This window comes from Enterobacter cloacae complex sp. P27C (assembly GCF_014895705.1).
Lineage (GTDB): Bacteria > Pseudomonadota > Gammaproteobacteria > Enterobacterales > Enterobacteriaceae > Enterobacter > Enterobacter bugandensis.
In genome coordinates this window covers 210,152-225,971 of record NZ_JADBQB010000006.1, presented here as the reverse complement: position 1 = coordinate 225,971, position 15,820 = coordinate 210,152, and the positions used below count along the sequence as shown (strand labels likewise).

Annotated in this window: 12 protein-coding genes; 2 read left to right on the top strand and 10 right to left on the bottom strand. The window is 57.4% G+C overall.

What is annotated here, in order from left to right; translation table 11 throughout:
- Positions 1–20: 20 nt before the first annotated feature.
- Together relA and rlmD are read right to left on the bottom strand one after the other, a co-directional pair.
- Positions 21–2,252 carry a GTP diphosphokinase gene (gene relA, locus IM291_RS14315; RefSeq protein WP_028014256.1) on the bottom strand — a complete coding sequence of 744 codons (2,232 nt, stop codon included), beginning with the start codon at positions 2,250–2,252 and terminating at the stop codon, positions 21–23.
- A gap of 51 nt (positions 2,253–2,303) precedes the next feature.
- Positions 2,304–3,602: a 23S rRNA (uracil(1939)-C(5))-methyltransferase RlmD gene (rlmD, locus tag IM291_RS14310; RefSeq protein WP_028014257.1), complete on the bottom strand. Its 1,299-nt coding sequence runs from the start codon at positions 3,600–3,602 to the stop codon at positions 2,304–2,306.
- Between the two features lie 57 nt (positions 3,603–3,659).
- On the opposite strand from rlmD, the gene barA reads away from it, so the two are divergent.
- Positions 3,660–6,419 (top strand): two-component sensor histidine kinase BarA, encoded by a 2,760-nt coding sequence (barA, locus tag IM291_RS14305; protein ID WP_192987137.1) that lies wholly within the window; start codon positions 3,660–3,662, stop codon positions 6,417–6,419.
- A gap of 89 nt (positions 6,420–6,508) precedes the next feature.
- Here the strand turns inward: barA and IM291_RS14300 are convergent, their stop codons facing one another.
- The 8 genes from IM291_RS14300 to syd form a co-directional block, all read right to left on the bottom strand.
- Positions 6,509–7,648: a glycerate kinase gene (locus IM291_RS14300; RefSeq protein ID WP_028014259.1), complete on the bottom strand. Its 1,140-nt coding sequence runs from the start codon at positions 7,646–7,648 to the stop codon at positions 6,509–6,511.
- A 77-nt stretch (positions 7,649–7,725) separates the two neighbouring features.
- On the bottom strand, positions 7,726–9,063 hold the full coding sequence (gudD, locus tag IM291_RS14295) for a glucarate dehydratase (protein ID WP_192987135.1): 1,338 nt from the start codon (positions 9,061–9,063) through the stop codon (positions 7,726–7,728).
- A gap of 15 nt (positions 9,064–9,078) precedes the next feature.
- Positions 9,079–10,419: an enolase C-terminal domain-like protein gene (locus IM291_RS14290; protein WP_063155170.1), complete on the bottom strand. Its 1,341-nt coding sequence runs from the start codon at positions 10,417–10,419 to the stop codon at positions 9,079–9,081.
- Positions 10,419–11,774 carry a galactarate/glucarate/glycerate transporter GudP gene (gene gudP / locus IM291_RS14285; protein WP_041908405.1) on the bottom strand — a complete coding sequence of 452 codons (1,356 nt, stop codon included), beginning with the start codon at positions 11,772–11,774 and terminating at the stop codon, positions 10,419–10,421. The genes IM291_RS14290 and gudP overlap by 1 nt, the downstream gene beginning before the upstream one ends.
- 292 nt (positions 11,775–12,066) lie before the next feature.
- Complete coding sequence (locus IM291_RS14280; RefSeq protein WP_028014263.1) at positions 12,067–12,516, bottom strand: flavodoxin; 450 nt, start codon at positions 12,514–12,516, stop codon at positions 12,067–12,069.
- Between the two features lie 24 nt (positions 12,517–12,540).
- Positions 12,541–13,317, bottom strand: coding sequence for a tRNA pseudouridine(65) synthase TruC (gene truC / locus IM291_RS14275; protein ID WP_028014264.1), 777 nt, complete (start codon positions 13,315–13,317; stop codon positions 12,541–12,543).
- A complete protein-coding gene (locus IM291_RS14270) occupies positions 13,314–13,643 on the bottom strand; it encodes a YqcC family protein (protein ID WP_028014265.1) in 330 nt (109 codons plus the stop codon). The genes truC and IM291_RS14270 overlap by 4 nt, the downstream gene beginning before the upstream one ends.
- 630 nt (positions 13,644–14,273) lie before the next feature.
- Entirely contained in the window at positions 14,274–14,819 is a 546-nt protein-coding gene (gene syd / locus IM291_RS14265; protein WP_028014266.1) for a SecY-interacting protein, read from the bottom strand.
- A 69-nt stretch (positions 14,820–14,888) separates the two neighbouring features.
- On the opposite strand from syd, the gene queF reads away from it, so the two are divergent.
- Positions 14,889–15,731, top strand: coding sequence for an NADPH-dependent 7-cyano-7-deazaguanine reductase QueF (gene queF, locus IM291_RS14260; protein WP_192987134.1), 843 nt, complete (start codon positions 14,889–14,891; stop codon positions 15,729–15,731).
- Positions 15,732–15,820: the final 89 nt, after the last annotated feature.

Here is a 15,820-nt window from a genome sequence, read left to right as displayed (position 1 = left end):
CGGCCTACGGAAGAGGATGTTTAGCCGCCGTGCAGACGACGCGCGTCAATCACATCCGGCACCTGGTTCAGTTTGCCCAGCACGCGGCCGAGCACCTGCAGGTTGTAGATTTCGATAGTCATATCGATGGTGGCAAGCTGCTCGCGGGTATCGCTGCGGCTGGCAACGCCCAGCACGTTGACCTTCTCGTTGGCGAGAATGGTGGTGATGTCGCGCAGCAGCCCGCTGCGATCGTTGGCAGTGACGCGCACCACCAGCGAGTAGCCGGCGGAGTAGCTCTCCCCCCAGACCGCTTCCACGATACGCTCCGGCGCGTGGGACTGCAGTTCGGCAAGCTGGTCGCAGTCGGAGCGGTGGATCGAGATCCCGCGCCCCTGGGTGATAAAGCCGACGATATCGTCCCCCGGAATCGGCTGGCAGCAGCGGGCAATGTGGTGCATCAGGTTGCCCACGCCCTCGACCACCACGCGGCCGTTGTCTTTGCTGCGCTGCTGCGGGGCATAGGTTTTCTGCTGCAGCTGCTTCAGCGCCGCCGCGTCCTGCTCTTCCGCGCTAGGCTTGTTGAACTGGGCCTGCAGGAAGTTGACCATCTGATTCAGACGGATATCACCGCCGCCAATCGCCGCCAGCAGCTCGTCCAGCTCGTTGAAGTTGTAGCGCGGCAGCAGGAATTTCTCTGCTTCTTTCAGGCTGATCCCGATATGCTCCAGCTCGTCGTCAAGGATCTGGCGACCGGCAAGAATGTTTTTGTCACGATCCTGCTTGCGGAACCAGGCGTGAATTTTGGAGCGCCCGCGGCTGGTGGTGACGTAACCGAGGTTCGGGTTAAGCCAGTCGCGGCTCGGGTTTGGCTGCTTCTGGGTAATGATTTCAATCTGGTCGCCCATCTGCAGCTGATAGGTAAACGGCACGATACGTCCGCCGATCTTCGCCCCGATGCAGCGGTGCCCCACGTCGCTGTGGATGTGGTAGGCAAAATCGAGCGGCGTGGAGCCAGCCGGCAGGTCGACAACGTCCCCTTTCGGGGTAAAGACGTAGACACGGTCATCAAAGACCTGGCTGCGCACCTCGTCGAGCATTTCGCCGGAGTCGGCCATCTCCTCCTGCCACGCAATCAGCTTGCGCAGCCAGGCGATGCGGTCTTCGTGGCCGGAGCGTGCCCCGCCAGAAGTGCCCTCTTTGTACTTCCAGTGCGCGGCTACGCCCAGCTCGGCGTCTTCGTGCATCTGTTTGGTGCGGATTTGAATCTCGACCGTTTTGCCGCCGGGGCCAAGCACCACGGTATGAATGGACTGGTAGCCGTTCGGTTTTGGGTTCGCGACATAGTCGTCAAATTCATCCGGCAGGTGGCGGAAGTGAGTATGTACTATCCCCAGCGCGGCGTAGCAGTCCTGCAGACGCTCCGCCACGATACGCACGGCGCGCACGTCAAACAGCTCGTCAAAGGCGAGGTGTTTCTTCTGCATTTTGCGCCAGATGCTGTAGATGTGCTTAGGCCGACCGTAAACTTCGGCACGCACATTCTCTTCTTTCATGGCCTGGCGCAGCCCGCTGACAAACTCGTCGATGTAGTGCTCACGATCGATACGGCGCTCATGCAGGAGTTTGGCAATGCGCTTGTATTCTGCCGGATGCAGATAGCGGAAGCAGTAATCTTCCAGCTCCCATTTCAGCTGACCAATACCTAAGCGGTTCGCCAGCGGCGCATAGATGTTCGTACACTCTTTGGCGGCCAGCACGCGCTCGTCTTCCGGCGCATCTTTCACTTCACGCAGATGGGCAATACGCTCGGCCAGCTTGATGACCACGCAGCGAAAATCATCCACCATGGCCAGCAGCATCCGGCGGACGTTATCAACCTGCTCAGAGGAGACGGAATCGGTATGCGCGGCTTTTAGCTGGCGAATGGCCGCCATATCGCGCACGCCGTGGATCAGCGCAACGACGGATTTGCCGACGCTGTCGCGCAGCACATCTTCGCTGACCACATCCGCATCCGCGAGGGGGAAGAGCAGCGCGGCCTGCAGCGTTTCGATGTCCATGTTCAGCATGGACAAGATTTCAACCATCTCCACACCGCGCCACAAGAGCAGATCGGCATCCGGGTGTCCCTGCGTGGTGCGCAGACAGTAGGCCCAGGTTTCGGTTAAGCGTTCACACGACTGCTGGCTGGAAATTCCCAGACTTGCGATCCATTTTTGTGGGTCAAACTCCCCAGCTTTATTGAGATGTGCACTTCTTACCGCAACCATTGTCCTCTCCTTTAGGGACCAGGGCCTGTCGAAGTCGACAAGCCAAACAAATTAGATGTGCTCGAACAACGCCATCGATTCCAGATGTCCAGTGTGCGGGAACATGTCCAGCATTGCCAGACGCCGAATCTGGTAACCCGCGCTGTTTAACGCCTCACTGTCACGGGCAAGCGTTGCCGGGTTACAGGAAACATAGACCACACGCCTGGGCGCGAGTTTAATAATATGCGCCATGACGCCTGGGGCGCCTGCACGCGCCGGGTCGAGCAGGATTTTGTCGAAACCCTGCTTTGCCCACGGCTGTTGAGTGACATCTTCCTCAAGATTTTGATGAAAGAATGTCACATTTTGCAAGCCGTTCTGCTCTGCGTTTTCCTGGCCTTTGACCACCAGCGCCTCAACGCCTTCCACCCCGACCACGCTTGCCGCTCTGCGCGCCAGCGGCAGGGTAAAGTTACCCATGCCGCAGAACAGATCGAGCACACGGTCAGTGGGCTGTACGTCAAGCCATTCCAGGGCCTTCGCCACCATTTGCTGGTTTATGCCGTCGTTGACCTGGATAAAATCACGCGGACTGAACGTTAAGCGTAGCCCGTCTGACGCATACCAGGGAGCTTCGCCCGATACCTGTTCAAGTATCTCGCTTTGCGGCGCGAGGAAAAGCGCAAGCTCATGAGAATGCGAAAAGCGTTCCAGTTTTTCGCGATCTTTTTTCGACAGCGGCACGGTATGGCGCAGCACCATCAGCGGGCCGTTGTTCGCCAGCACCAGTTCAACGTGGCCCAATGAACGCACCCCGTCGAGCGATGCAAGACAGCGGTGCACGTCCGGAAGTAACGCCTCAAGATGGGGCACCAAAATGGGGCACCGCTTCACGTCAACAATATCGCTGGAGGCCGCTTTGCGAAAACCCATCTCCAGCCGCTCCGTTTTGGGCTGATAGCTCAGGCTCAGGCGCGCGCGGCGGCGATAGCCCCAGGGCTCATCGGCGATAACCTCGTCAACTTCGTGTTTAAGGAGGCGCGCCAGCGCGCGGCTTTTACTTTTTTGCTGTAATTCTGTGCTCGCATGCTGTTGCTGGCAGCCTCCGCACACGCCAAAATGGGGACAGCGGGGCTCCACGCGCTCCGGGCTCGCGTTGAGGCGACGCTTCACCTGTCCGCGCGCGTACTGACGCTTGTCTTCCGTCAGCGTAATTTCTGCTCGTTCTCCTGGCAGCAAACCTGTTATAAACAGAGTCTTACCGTTGTGACGAGCCACTCCCTGACCAAACGGATCAAGGTCCGTGGCTTCAACAGTAATGATTTGACGCGTCGTCACGCGTCGCTTTGCAGAGTAGAATTGCGCCATCGCCGAGATTTTTCTCACATAAACATAATTATCTTAATTGTCCCATAACGGAACGCCATGACCAACTACAGCCTGCGCGCGCGCATGATGATTTTGATCCTCGCCCCCACCGTTCTCATCGGTTTGCTGCTGAGTATCTTCTTTGTGGTGCACCGCTATAACGATTTGCAGCGACAGCTGGAGGACGCGGGCGCCAGCATTATCGAACCGCTTGCCGTCTCCAGCGAGTACGGCATGAACCTGCAAAACCGCGAATCCATTGGGCAATTAATCAGCGTGCTTCATCGTCGCCACTCGGATATCGTCCGTGCCATTTCCGTCTACGACGAACATAACCGCCTGTTTGTCACCTCAAACTTTCATCTCGATCCGGCGGCCCTGAAAATCCCGGACGGAACGCCCTTCCCGCGCCACCTCACAGTACTGCGGCGCGGCGATATCATGATCCTGCGCACGCCGATCGTGTCGGAAAGCTATTCACCCGATGAGTCTGCGCAATCCGATGCCAAATCCAGCAATAACATGCTGGGATATGTAGCGCTTGAGCTGGATCTCAAGTCGGTACGGCTGCAGCAGTACAAAGAAATTTTTATCTCCGGCGTGATGATGCTGTTCTGCATTGGTATCGCGCTGATCTTCGGCTGGCGTCTGATGCGTGACGTCACGGGCCCCATCCGCAACATGGTTAATACCGTTGACCGCATCCGCCGGGGACAGCTCGACAGCCGCGTGGAAGGGTTTATGCTGGGCGAGCTGGATATGCTGAAAAACGGCATTAACTCGATGGCGATGTCGCTGGCGGCCTATCACGAAGAGATGCAGCATAACGTTGACCAGGCCACCTCTGATCTGCGCGAAACGCTGGAGCAGATGGAGATTCAGAACGTTGAGCTGGATCTGGCGAAAAAGCGCGCTCAGGAAGCGGCGCGTATTAAGTCTGAGTTTCTGGCCAATATGTCGCACGAGCTGCGTACGCCGCTCAATGGCGTGATCGGCTTTACCCGCCTAACTCTGAAAAGCGAGCTGAATCCTACTCAGCGGGATCACCTGCACACCATTGAACGTTCGGCCAATAACCTGCTGGCGATCATTAACGACGTGCTGGACTTCTCCAAGCTGGAGGCGGGTAAACTGATTCTGGAGAGCATCCCGTTCCCGCTGCGCAGCACGCTCGATGAAGTCGTGACGCTGCTCGCGCACTCGTCGCACGACAAGGGCCTTGAGCTAACGCTCAATATTAAAAACGACGTGCCGGACAACGTTATTGGCGATCCGCTGCGCCTGCAGCAGGTCATTACCAATCTTGTCGGGAATGCGATTAAATTCACCGAAAGCGGCAACATCGACATCCTGGTAGAAAAACGCGCCATCAGTAATAACAAGGTGCAGATTGAGGTTCAAATCCGCGATACCGGTATCGGCATTCCGGAGCGGGATCAGTCGCGTCTGTTCCAGGCCTTCCGCCAGGCAGACGCCAGCATCTCCCGCCGCCATGGCGGTACCGGACTGGGGCTGGTGATCACGCAGAGGCTGGTAAACGAGATGGGCGGCGATATCTCTTTCCACAGCCAGCCAAACCGCGGCTCAACCTTCTGGTTCCATATTAACCTCGACCTCAATCCGAACGTGCTGACCGACGGCCCGGTGACGGACTGTCTGAAAGGTAAGCGCCTGGCCTACGTCGAGCCTAACGCGGCAGCGGCGCAGTGCGCGCTGGATATTTTAAGCACCACGCCGCTGGAGGTGGTTTACAGTCCAACCTTCTCAGCCCTGGCCATTGATCATTACGACATTTTGCTGATGGGGATCCCGGTGACCTTCACCGGCGAGCTGACCATGCAGCAGGAGCGGCTGGCGAAAGCCGCGTCGATGACCGACTATCTGCTGCTGGCGCTCCCCTGCCACGCTCAGCTTAATGCGGAAGAGTTGAAAAACGACGGTGCGGCCGCGTGCCTGCTTAAACCACTCACCGCGACCCGCCTGCTGCCCGCCCTTACGGAGTATTGCCGTCTTAGCCAGCACGCACTGCCGTTGATTAACGACGAGCAAAAACTGCCCATGAGCGTGATGGCGGTGGATGATAATCCGGCAAACCTGAAGCTAATCGGCGTATTGCTGGAAGACCAGGTTCAGCATATTGAGCTGTGTACCAGCGGCGCCCAGGCGGTTGAACTGGCTAAACAGATGCAGTTCGACTTAATTCTGATGGATATTCAGATGCCGGGCATGGATGGCATTCGTGCCTGCGAGCTGATCCACCAGCTCCCGCATCAGCAGCAAACCCCGGTGATTGCGGTCACCGCGCATGCGATGGCCGGTCAGAAAGAGAAGCTGCTGAGCGCCGGGATGAATGATTACCTGGCGAAACCTATCGACGAAGAGAAGCTTCATAACCTGCTGTTACGCTATAAGCCGGGGCACATTGGCGGAACATATACGGTTTTCAGCGAGCCGGTTGAGGTAAGCGTTAATCAAAATGCGACCTTTGACTGGCAGCTGGCGCTGCGCCAGGCGGCAGGGAAACCCGATTTAGCACGAGAGATGCTGCAAATGCTGGTCGCGTTTCTGCCGGAGATCCGTAATAAGGTTGAAGAACAGCTGGTGGGCGAGAACCCGGAAGAGCTGCTGGAAGCGATCCACAAGCTGCATGGCAGCTGCGGCTACAGCGGCGTACCGCGTCTGAAAAACCTCTGCCAGCTGCTGGAGCAGCAGCTGCGCGCGGGTACGCCGGAATCGGAGCTTGAACCGGAGTTCCTGGAACTGCTGGATGAGATGGATAACGTGACGCGGGAAGCGATGAAGGTGTTGGGGAGCTGAGGGAAAAGCCCGGTGGCGCTACGCTTACCGGGCCTACAGGTGCGCTAACGTAGGCCGGGTAAGGCGAAGCCACCACCCGGCAATCACAGTTAAAATGCCTGCCCTACTTTCAGCACCGCCGCGATATTCCTTGCGGCCATCTGTACATTCGCGCTGGCATTTTCCAGCGCGTCCTCCAGCGAGCAGATGGTGTAGATCACGCTAAACACCGCGTCTAAGCCGTGATCGTGTACCACGCCAACATCCGCCGTCAGGCTGCCTGCAATGCCGATAACGGGCTTATTAAAGCGTTTCGCCACTTTCGCCACCCCTACCGGCACTTTGCCGTGGATCGTCTGGCTGTCGATGCGGCCTTCCCCGGTGATCACCAGATCCGCATCGGCCACCTGGTCGGCCAGGTGTAGCGCATCGGTCACAATCTCAATGCCCTGGCGCAACTGCGCGCCACAAAAAGCGTACAGCGCCGCGCCCATGCCACCCGCCGCGCCGCCGCCAGCAAGGTTGAGCACATCAATGTCCAGATCCCGGGCAATGACTCTCGCATAGTGCGCAAGCGCGTTGTCCAGGGTGACGATCATCTCGGGTGTGGCGCCCTTTTGCGGGCCAAATACCGCTGACGCGCCATCCTTACCGGTGAGCGGATTCGTCACATCGCAGGCGACTTCTATCCGGCACTCCGCCAGACGCTGGTCGAGACCGCTCAGGTCGATCCGCGCAAGCTTATCGAGCTCGCCCCCGCCCTGCCCCAGCGGCTGTTCATTGTCGTCCAGCAGCTTCGCCCCCAGCGCCTGCACCATCCCGGCGCCGCCGTCATTGGTGGCGCTGCCGCCGATACCGATGATGATATGCTTAACGCCCGCATCCAGCGCGTGGCGGATAAGTTCCCCCGTGCCCCAGGAGGTCGTTTTCAGAGGGTCACGCAGTGAAGGGGCTACCAGTTCCAGACCGCTTGCCGCCGCCATTTCAATAAAGGCGCTCTGCTCGTCACCGGATATCCCATAAAACCCGTCCACGCGCTCGCCCAGCGGACCGGTCACCGGAACGTGCACAATGCGTCCCCGGGTTGCTGCGATCATCGCCTCAACCGTACCTTCACCGCCATCAGCGACCGGCAGTTTGACGTACTCCGCCTCAGGGAAAATCTCGCGAAAACCGCGCTCGATCGCTGTCGCAACCTCAAGCGCACTCAAACTTTCCTTATACGAGTCCGGTGCGATAACAATTTTCATAAGCCATCCTTACGCATAGTCGTTACGTTAAGCATACACCACGTAGGAAACCGCTCGTGGGAGCGGTCCCAATGCGTTTATCGTACCATGCACGGACGTTTATTGTCGAATGTCCAGTCAGGGATCAGGTACTGCATCGCCATCGCGTCGTCGCGCGCGCCCAGACCGTGTTTTTGATACAGTTCGTGTGCTTTCATTACCTGATCCATATCCATTTCAACCCCCAACCCCGGCGTGGACGGCACCTGCACCATGCCACCTTTGATCTCAAACGGCTCTTTGGTGAGGCGCTGATTACCCTCCTGCCAGATCCAGTGCGTATCGATAGCAGTAATGGTGCCCGGCGCGGCGGCGGCGACGTGGGTAAACATCGCCAGCGACACGTCAAAATGGTTGTTGGAGTGCGAGCCCCAGGTCAGGCCAAACTCGTGGCACATCTGCGCCACGCGCACCGAGCCCTGCATTGTCCAGAAGTGCGGGTCCGCCAGCGGGATATCCACCGATTGCAGAGAGAGCGTGTGCCCCATCTGACGCCAGTCGGTAGCGATCATATTGGTCGCGGTCGGTAGCCCCGTAGCGCGACGGAATTCCGCCATGACTTCGCGGCCCGAAAAGCCTTGCTCAGCCCCGCACGGATCTTCCGCGTACGCCAGCACGCCTTTCAGCTGCTTGCCAATATCGATCGCTTCATCAAGCGACCACGCGCCGTTCGGATCCAGCGTCACGCGCGCCTGCGGGAAACGTTTTGCCAGCGCGGTAATGGCTTCCGCCTCCTCTTCCCCCGCCAGCACGCCGCCTTTCAGTTTGAAATCATTGAAGCCATATTTTTCATACGCGGCTTCTGCCAGCCGCACCACCGCATCCGGGGTCATCGCTTCTTCGTGACGAACGCGGTACCAGTCGCATTGATCATCCGGCTGGCTCTGATACGGCAGCGGCGTCAGCTTGCGGTCGCCGACAAAGAACAGATAGCCGAGCATCTCCACTTCACTGCGCTGCTGGCCCTCGCCCAGCAGCGACGCGACGTTAACGCCCAGGTGCTGGCCCAGCAGATCCAGCATCGCGGCTTCAATGCCGGTCACCACGTGGATAGTGGTGCGCAAATCGAAGGTTTGCAGACCGCGGCCGCCGGCATCGCGATCGGCAAAGGTATTGCGCACGGTGTTGAGGACATTTTTGTACTCACCCAGCGTTTTGCCCACCACCAGCGGAATGGCATCCTCCAGCGTTTTGCGGATCTTCTCCCCGCCCGGAATTTCACCCACGCCGGTATGGCCGGCATTGTCTTTGATAATGACAATATTGCGCGTGAAGAACGGCGCATGCGCCCCGCTCAGGTTCATCAGCATGCTGTCATGACCTGCGACCGGAATAATTTGCATGGAGGTGACGACAGGGGTCGTAAAAGTACTCATCGTGTAATCCTTTTATTAGTGACGTCCAAAAACAGGGCGCTTACGGTCAAATGTCCAACCGGGGATAAGGTACTGCATCGGGCCCGCGTCGTTACGCGCGCCGCCTGGTAGCTTTTTATACGCCTCATGGGCTTGATGAACCTGATCCCAGTCAAGCTCCACGCCCAGCCCCGGCGCATCGGGTACGGCAATTTTACCGTTTTTGATCTCCAGCGGATTTTTCGTCAGGCGAGCTTCGCCTTCCTGCCAAATCCAGTGGGTGTCGATGGCGGTCGGGTTACCCGGCGCCGCCGCGCCAACGTGGGTAAACATTGCCAGCGAGATATCGAAATGGTTGTTGGAGTGGCAGCCCCAGGTCAGGCCCCAGTCATCGCACAGCTGCGCCACGCGCACCGCGCCGGAGAGCGTCCAGAAGTGCGGATCTGCCAGCGGAATGTCGACGGCGTTCAGCATCACCGCGTGGCCCATTTCGCGCCAGTTGGTGGCGATCATATTGGTCGCAACCGGCAGCCCGGTTGCGCGGCGGAATTCCGCCATCACCTCGCGGCCAGAGAAGCCCTGCTCCGCGCCGCACGGGTCTTCCGCGTAGGTCAGCACGTCACCGAGACCTTTACACAGGCTAATCGCCTCATCCAGCAGCCAGGCGCCGTTCGGGTCAACGGTGATGCGCGCCTCCGGGAAGCGTTTTTTCAGCGCCCGGGCCGTTTCAATCTCCTGCTCGCCGGGCAGCACGCCGCCTTTCAGCTTGAAATCCTTAAAGCCGTAGCGATCCTGCGCAGCTTCAGCCAGGCGCACAACCGTCTCGCTGGAGAGCGCTTCCTGATGGCGCAGCTGATACCAGTCGTGGTCACCCGGTGAACGAGCCAGATAGGGGAGATCGGTTTTATTGCGATCGCCAACGTAGAACAGATAGCCCAGCACGGTGACCGCATCGCGCTGTTTGCCCGGCCCCAGCAGTTCGCAGACCGGAACGTTAAGGGCTTTACCGAGTAAATCCAGCAGCGCCGCTTCCAGGGCGGCGACCGCATTGACGCGCAGTTCAAACGTCCACGCGCCCTTGCCGAAGGTATCAAAGTCCGCCGACTGATTGCCCTTATGCACCCGCTGAACCACCTTGTTCAGACGAGCCACTTCCTGACCCACGACCTGTGGAATAGCCTCTACCAGGGTCTGGTAGATCACTTCCCCGCCGGGGGCTTCACCTACCCCGGTATTGCCTGCACTATCGGTCAACACCACGATATTGCGGGTAAACCATGCGTTATGCGCGCCGCCAATATTGAGCAGCATGCTGTCCTGACCGGCCACCGGGATAACTTTCATTTCCGTGACGATAGGGCTTGATTGTGTTGTCATCATCCGCGCTCCACGACAGGTTTAAGTTCGACGCGTTTAATATCGCCCACCAGCACCAGGTAACTCAGCACCGCCACCAGGGCATGCACACCAACGTAGATCAGCGCGCCGTTGAAAGACCCCGTGGTGCCGACGATGTAGCCGATAGCGATAGGCGTGACAATCCCGGAAACGTTGCCGAACATATTGAACAGACCGCCGCTCAGGCCGCTGATCTCTTTCGGTGCCGTATCCGCCATCACCGCCCAGCCCAGCGCGCCAATCCCTTTGCCGAAGAAGGCCATCGCCATAAAGCCGATAATCATCCACTCGGCACTGACGTAGTTACAGAACACCATGGTCATGGAAAGCAGCATGCCGAGCACAATCGGCGTTTTACGCGCGATGTTCAGCGAACCCGTGCGGCGCATCAGCCAGTCGGAAATGACCCCGCCAAGCACGCCGCCGATGAAGCCGCAGATTGCCGGGACCGAGGCAACAAACCCCGCTTTGAGGATCGACATGCCGCGCGCCTGCACCAGATAAACCGGGAACCAAGTGATAAAGAAGTAGGTTAAAGCGTTGATACAGTACTGGCCGAGATAGATACCGATCATCATGCGCGAGCCGACGAGCTGCTTGATCTGCGCCCATTTCTGGCTGAAGGGGACTTTTGCTTTGTCAGATTTCTGATCCATATTGATCAGCGCCCCGCCCTCAGCAATGTATTCCAGCTCCTTCTTGTTCACGCCAGGGTGCTGATTCGGTTCGTGGATCACTTTCAGCCAAATAAAGCTGATGACGATCCCAAGCCCGCCCATAAAGAAGAAGACGTGCGACCAGCCCACCTCATGCGTCAGCCAGCCCATAATGGGCGCAAAGATCACCGTTGCGAAATACTGGGCGGAGTTAAAAATTGCCACCGCTGTTCCCCTCTCCTGCGCAGGAAACCAGGCCGCGACAATGCGGCTGTTGCCCGGGAAGGAAGGGGCTTCCGCCAGGCCTACCAGAAAGCGCAGCGTAAAGAGCGCCACGATAATGCCAAAGCCGCTGAAGATATCGACGAAACCCTGCAAAAGGGTAAAAGCAGACCAGATAAAGATGGACCAGAAATAGACGCGTTTAGAGCCAAAACGGTCCAGCAGCCAGCCGCCAGGAATTTGGCCGATGACGTAGGCCCACGAGAATGCAGAGAAAACGTAACCCATGCCCACCGGATCAAGGCCGATGTCTTTTGCCATTTCCGAGCCGGCAATCGACAGCGTGGCGCGGTCACCATAGTTAAAGGACGTGACGATAAACAGCATCACCACTATCCAGTAGCGGGCGTTAGTGCGCTTTTCAGCGCTGCTCGCTGCGTGGCTTAATGTACTCATTGTTGCACTCCTGAAACATAGCTTTCGCCTGTTCATTCTGTACAGCACCGGTAGGGTAATCAGAATGAGATAAGTTTTGTCGTTTTAGTACGGCCTGAAGCCGTTTTATTGTGACCGGAAAAGTATATGAAGGAGTGACAGGTTCGCTCACCGTGCAGAAACACAACATTGAGGAGTGTGGGGAACGTGGTTTGAGGCATAAGCCCAAAGCAGTGGAAGATACTTCACGGAATTGAGGATTTGATGCGGCTTTGTTGCCGGGTGGCGGCTACGCCTTACCCGGCCTACGAAACTATTTAAGAAGCGTTGCCCAGTGTTCAACCCACGGGTTCGACTCGCTTTCGGGTTCAGGATGCTCACCGGCATCAATCAGCAGCATCTCGCCGACGCGCTGGGCGCTCTGTTCCTGAAGAAGCGCATCGAACTGCTTGCCGCCGCCGCAGAAGTTGGCGTAAGAGCTATCGCCGAGGGCAATAATGCCGTAGTGAACGTCCGGCTGGTAGCCAAGCCGGTCTTTAATGCCCTGGAACAGCGGCACGATGCTGTCCGGGAGATCGCCCTGACCGGTGGTGGAGGTCACTACCAGAATGTATTTATCTTTATACTTTTCCCAGTCCGCCAGTTCCGGGTCTTCATAGACCGTGGCTTTATGGCCCTGGCTTGTCAAAATCGCCTCAGCCTCTTCCGCTACCAACAGCGAGTTGCCGTACATTGTGCCGACAAAAATGCCTACTTCAGCCATGCTTTGCTCCCGTAATTATTGCGCTTACCGTTCATCCTGAACGTTGCCTGATACAAACTCAACCCTTTCATTTTCGGGGAGTTGTCCCCGCCAGCCAAACTGTGACAGCGCCTGCATCCAGACGTCGTCCAGCCCGGCACGAATAATCAGTGGTTCACCGGTAAACGGGTGAGTCAGGCTAAGCTCGCTGGCATGCAGCATCAGTCTGTTACAGCCAAAATGCTCTGCCGCGCTGCGGTTCTGGCGCAGATCGCCGTGCTTGCTGTCGCCAATAATCGGGTGGCGCAGGTGCGCAAGATGACGTCGAAGCTGGTGCTTGCGTCCGGTTTTGGGCAAAAGCTCAACCAGGCTGTAGCGCGTGGTGGGGAATTTGCTGGTTGCTACCGGCATTTCCGTTGTCGCCATGCCGCGATAATCCGTCACCGCGGGCTGCGGGCCTTTGTCATCGCGGGCAAATTTATCGGCGATTTTGTCCAGCTCCTCCACCAGCGGATAGTCCAGCGTGGCGGATTCGGTCAGCCAGCCACGAACGATCGCGTGGTAGCGCTTCTGGATCTGGTGCTGTTCGAACTGCTGCGCCAGCAGGCGGCCCGCCTCGCTGGAAAGCCCCATCAGCAGCACGCCGGAAGTCGGTCTGTCGAGGCGGTGCGCGGTAAACACATGCTGACCAATCTGGTCGCGCACGGTTTGCATCACCACCACTTTCTCGTCGCGATCCAGCCAGCTGCGGTGCACCAGCCAGCCAGACGGTTTATTCACCGCCACCAGCCACTCGTCCTGATAGAGGATTTCCAGCGTCATGCCTCTTCACCGGCAAACAGGGCGTCCAGTTTTTCCAGCTCAACCAGCATCACATCGCGCGCAGGGTGCGTCGCCTCAAGCGCCATTTCATAGTAGGGAGAAACGGCGAACGCCTGCGGCAAAGGGTGGCCGCCTTCCAGCAGCGCGTGCATGCGCGGAATTAATACCCACTGGAGCCACTCGAACGGTGCCAGCGTATCCAGGCAGAATGGCTGGGTACTGGCAAACGCTTCCGGATTCGGCGCGGTCTCCTGCCACAGCTGATGCTGGCGCAAAAGGGCTTCGATGGCGTGCAACTGAGCACGAACGCTATCGTGTTGCGTCATAGTAACCTCAACTGAAAAAGTGAACGGCGCGCAGCATAGCATTGCGGAAGACAGAAATAAAAAAGGGAGCACTGTAAAAACAGTGCTCCCGGTTCGTTTCGCAGCATTCCAGCTACAATTCGTGCTCCCTGCTCTTCCGTGACAACTTTTCCTGATGCCCGAAGGCCTGGTCATCCTTATACCTTTTGCATCCTGCACACATCTTCCTGACGTGTTTGTTTCATCCTGAAACGTCCTGGCCTTCCTGACCCACCGACCATCCTGTTCGGTTCTCGTTCTCCTTCCTGGAGGTGTCCCTTACGCGTCCTGCGTTATCCTTTTGCTTCATCCTGAAGCCTTCCTGCAGCGCCATCCTGACGTGTCCTGAGTAAGAAACGCCATCATCCTGATGTTCGTTTCTCGTATCGGCGTCCTGTCGACGGAGATAGAATCCGCTATTCCGCTTCGTCTTACAACCCACCCTTGCAGCACTGTAAGCCGTAAGAAATCCCTAAAAAAGATGCGATGAACAACTAATTCTTTGAAAAACAGAGTGATATTAATCTGAATTAAATAAGGCAATACTGAATGATCCAGCGATCTCTCACAAACCTTGTAAGAGATCTCTCACACGCGTCGTAGCATCATGGATTACAGAAGTGGCTCAAGACGGGTAAGGAAATCCGCAAGAGAGGGGGCGAGCGTTTCGCGATTGCGGGTACCGATGGTCTCTTTAATCACTTCCCCGGACAGGTTGCAGACGGATATCACATCCAGTTCGCTGTCCAGCGTGGCAATAAAGAGCGTCGGAGAAAGCTTAAGGCGTTTTTGCGTGACCAGATGACCAATCAGGTTTTCCTGAACACGCTGCAGATCGTCTTCGCTCCAGGTCTGCAACAGCGTCAGCGTCAAATCACCCAAGCGCGCGGGCATATCCCCTGCAAACTGCGTGGCATAAAACGCGTGAACCGCTGGTTGTACCACAAGGTCCATAGCCCGTTCAACCGCATTTACATTTTGCTCAGCGGTATTGGGCTTCGGCTGCCAGATAACATAGTCATCCTGCGAAGAGATAATGCACGGCGACGGCACGCCATATAAATCAGCGCTTTGCGGCCATGTTCCGTGCTTTTCATGCCACGCGTCGCAATAGCGGGTTGTGAAGGTAGTAAGGGCATTTGCAGTTTCGATGTCCACCGATTTCTCTCTTCTTGTAAGACAGGATAAACTCTGCCCATAAGTGTACCTGTAAAGTGGCTATGAAACATGTCTTACGAAAATCATCAGGCGTTAACCGGCCTAACGCTGGGTAAATCGACCGATTACCGCGATACCTACGATGCAAGCCTGCTGCAGGGCGTGCCGCGCAGCCTGAACCGCGATCCTCTTGGACTGCATGCGGACGCGTTGCCGTTTGTCGGCGGCGATATCTGGACGCTGTACGAACTCTCCTGGCTTAACGCGCGCGGTTTGCCGCAGGTGGCCGTGGGCCACGTTGAGCTGGACTATGCCAGCGTGAACCTGGTGGAATCCAAAAGCTTTAAGCTCTATCTCAACAGCTTCAACCAGACCCGATTCAACAGCTGGGACGAGGTTCAGCAAACGCTGGAGCGGGATTTAGCCGCCTGCGCGCAGGGGAACGTGTCCGTCTCGTTATACCGCCTGCACGAGCTGGAAGGACAGCCCATTGCCCACTTCCACGGGACCTGCATCGACGAGCAGGACATCGAGGTGGAGAATTATGAATTCAGCGCCGATTACCTCGAAAACGCGGCGGGCGAAAAAGTGGTTGAAGAGACGCTGGTCAGCCATTTGCTGAAGTCCAACTGCCTGATTACCCACCAGCCGGACTGGGGTTCGGTGCAGATCCAGTACCGCGGCCCGAAAATTGACCGGGAGAAACTGCTGCGCTATCTGGTGTCGTTCCGCCATCACAACGAATTTCACGAGCAGTGCGTGGAGCGTATTTTTAACGATATTCAGCGTTTCTGCCAGCCGGAGAAACTTAGCGTTTACGCGCGCTATACCCGCCGTGGCGGGCTGGACATTAACCCGTGGCGCACTAACACCGATTTTGTGCCGGCAACGGGCCGGCTGGTGCGTCAATAATATAAATATTTTCACAATATGCGTGCGGTATTCCGCCGAAGTGTTGTGAAACGTCACGCGCCAGGGCTATTGTAATCAAAGGGAATGAC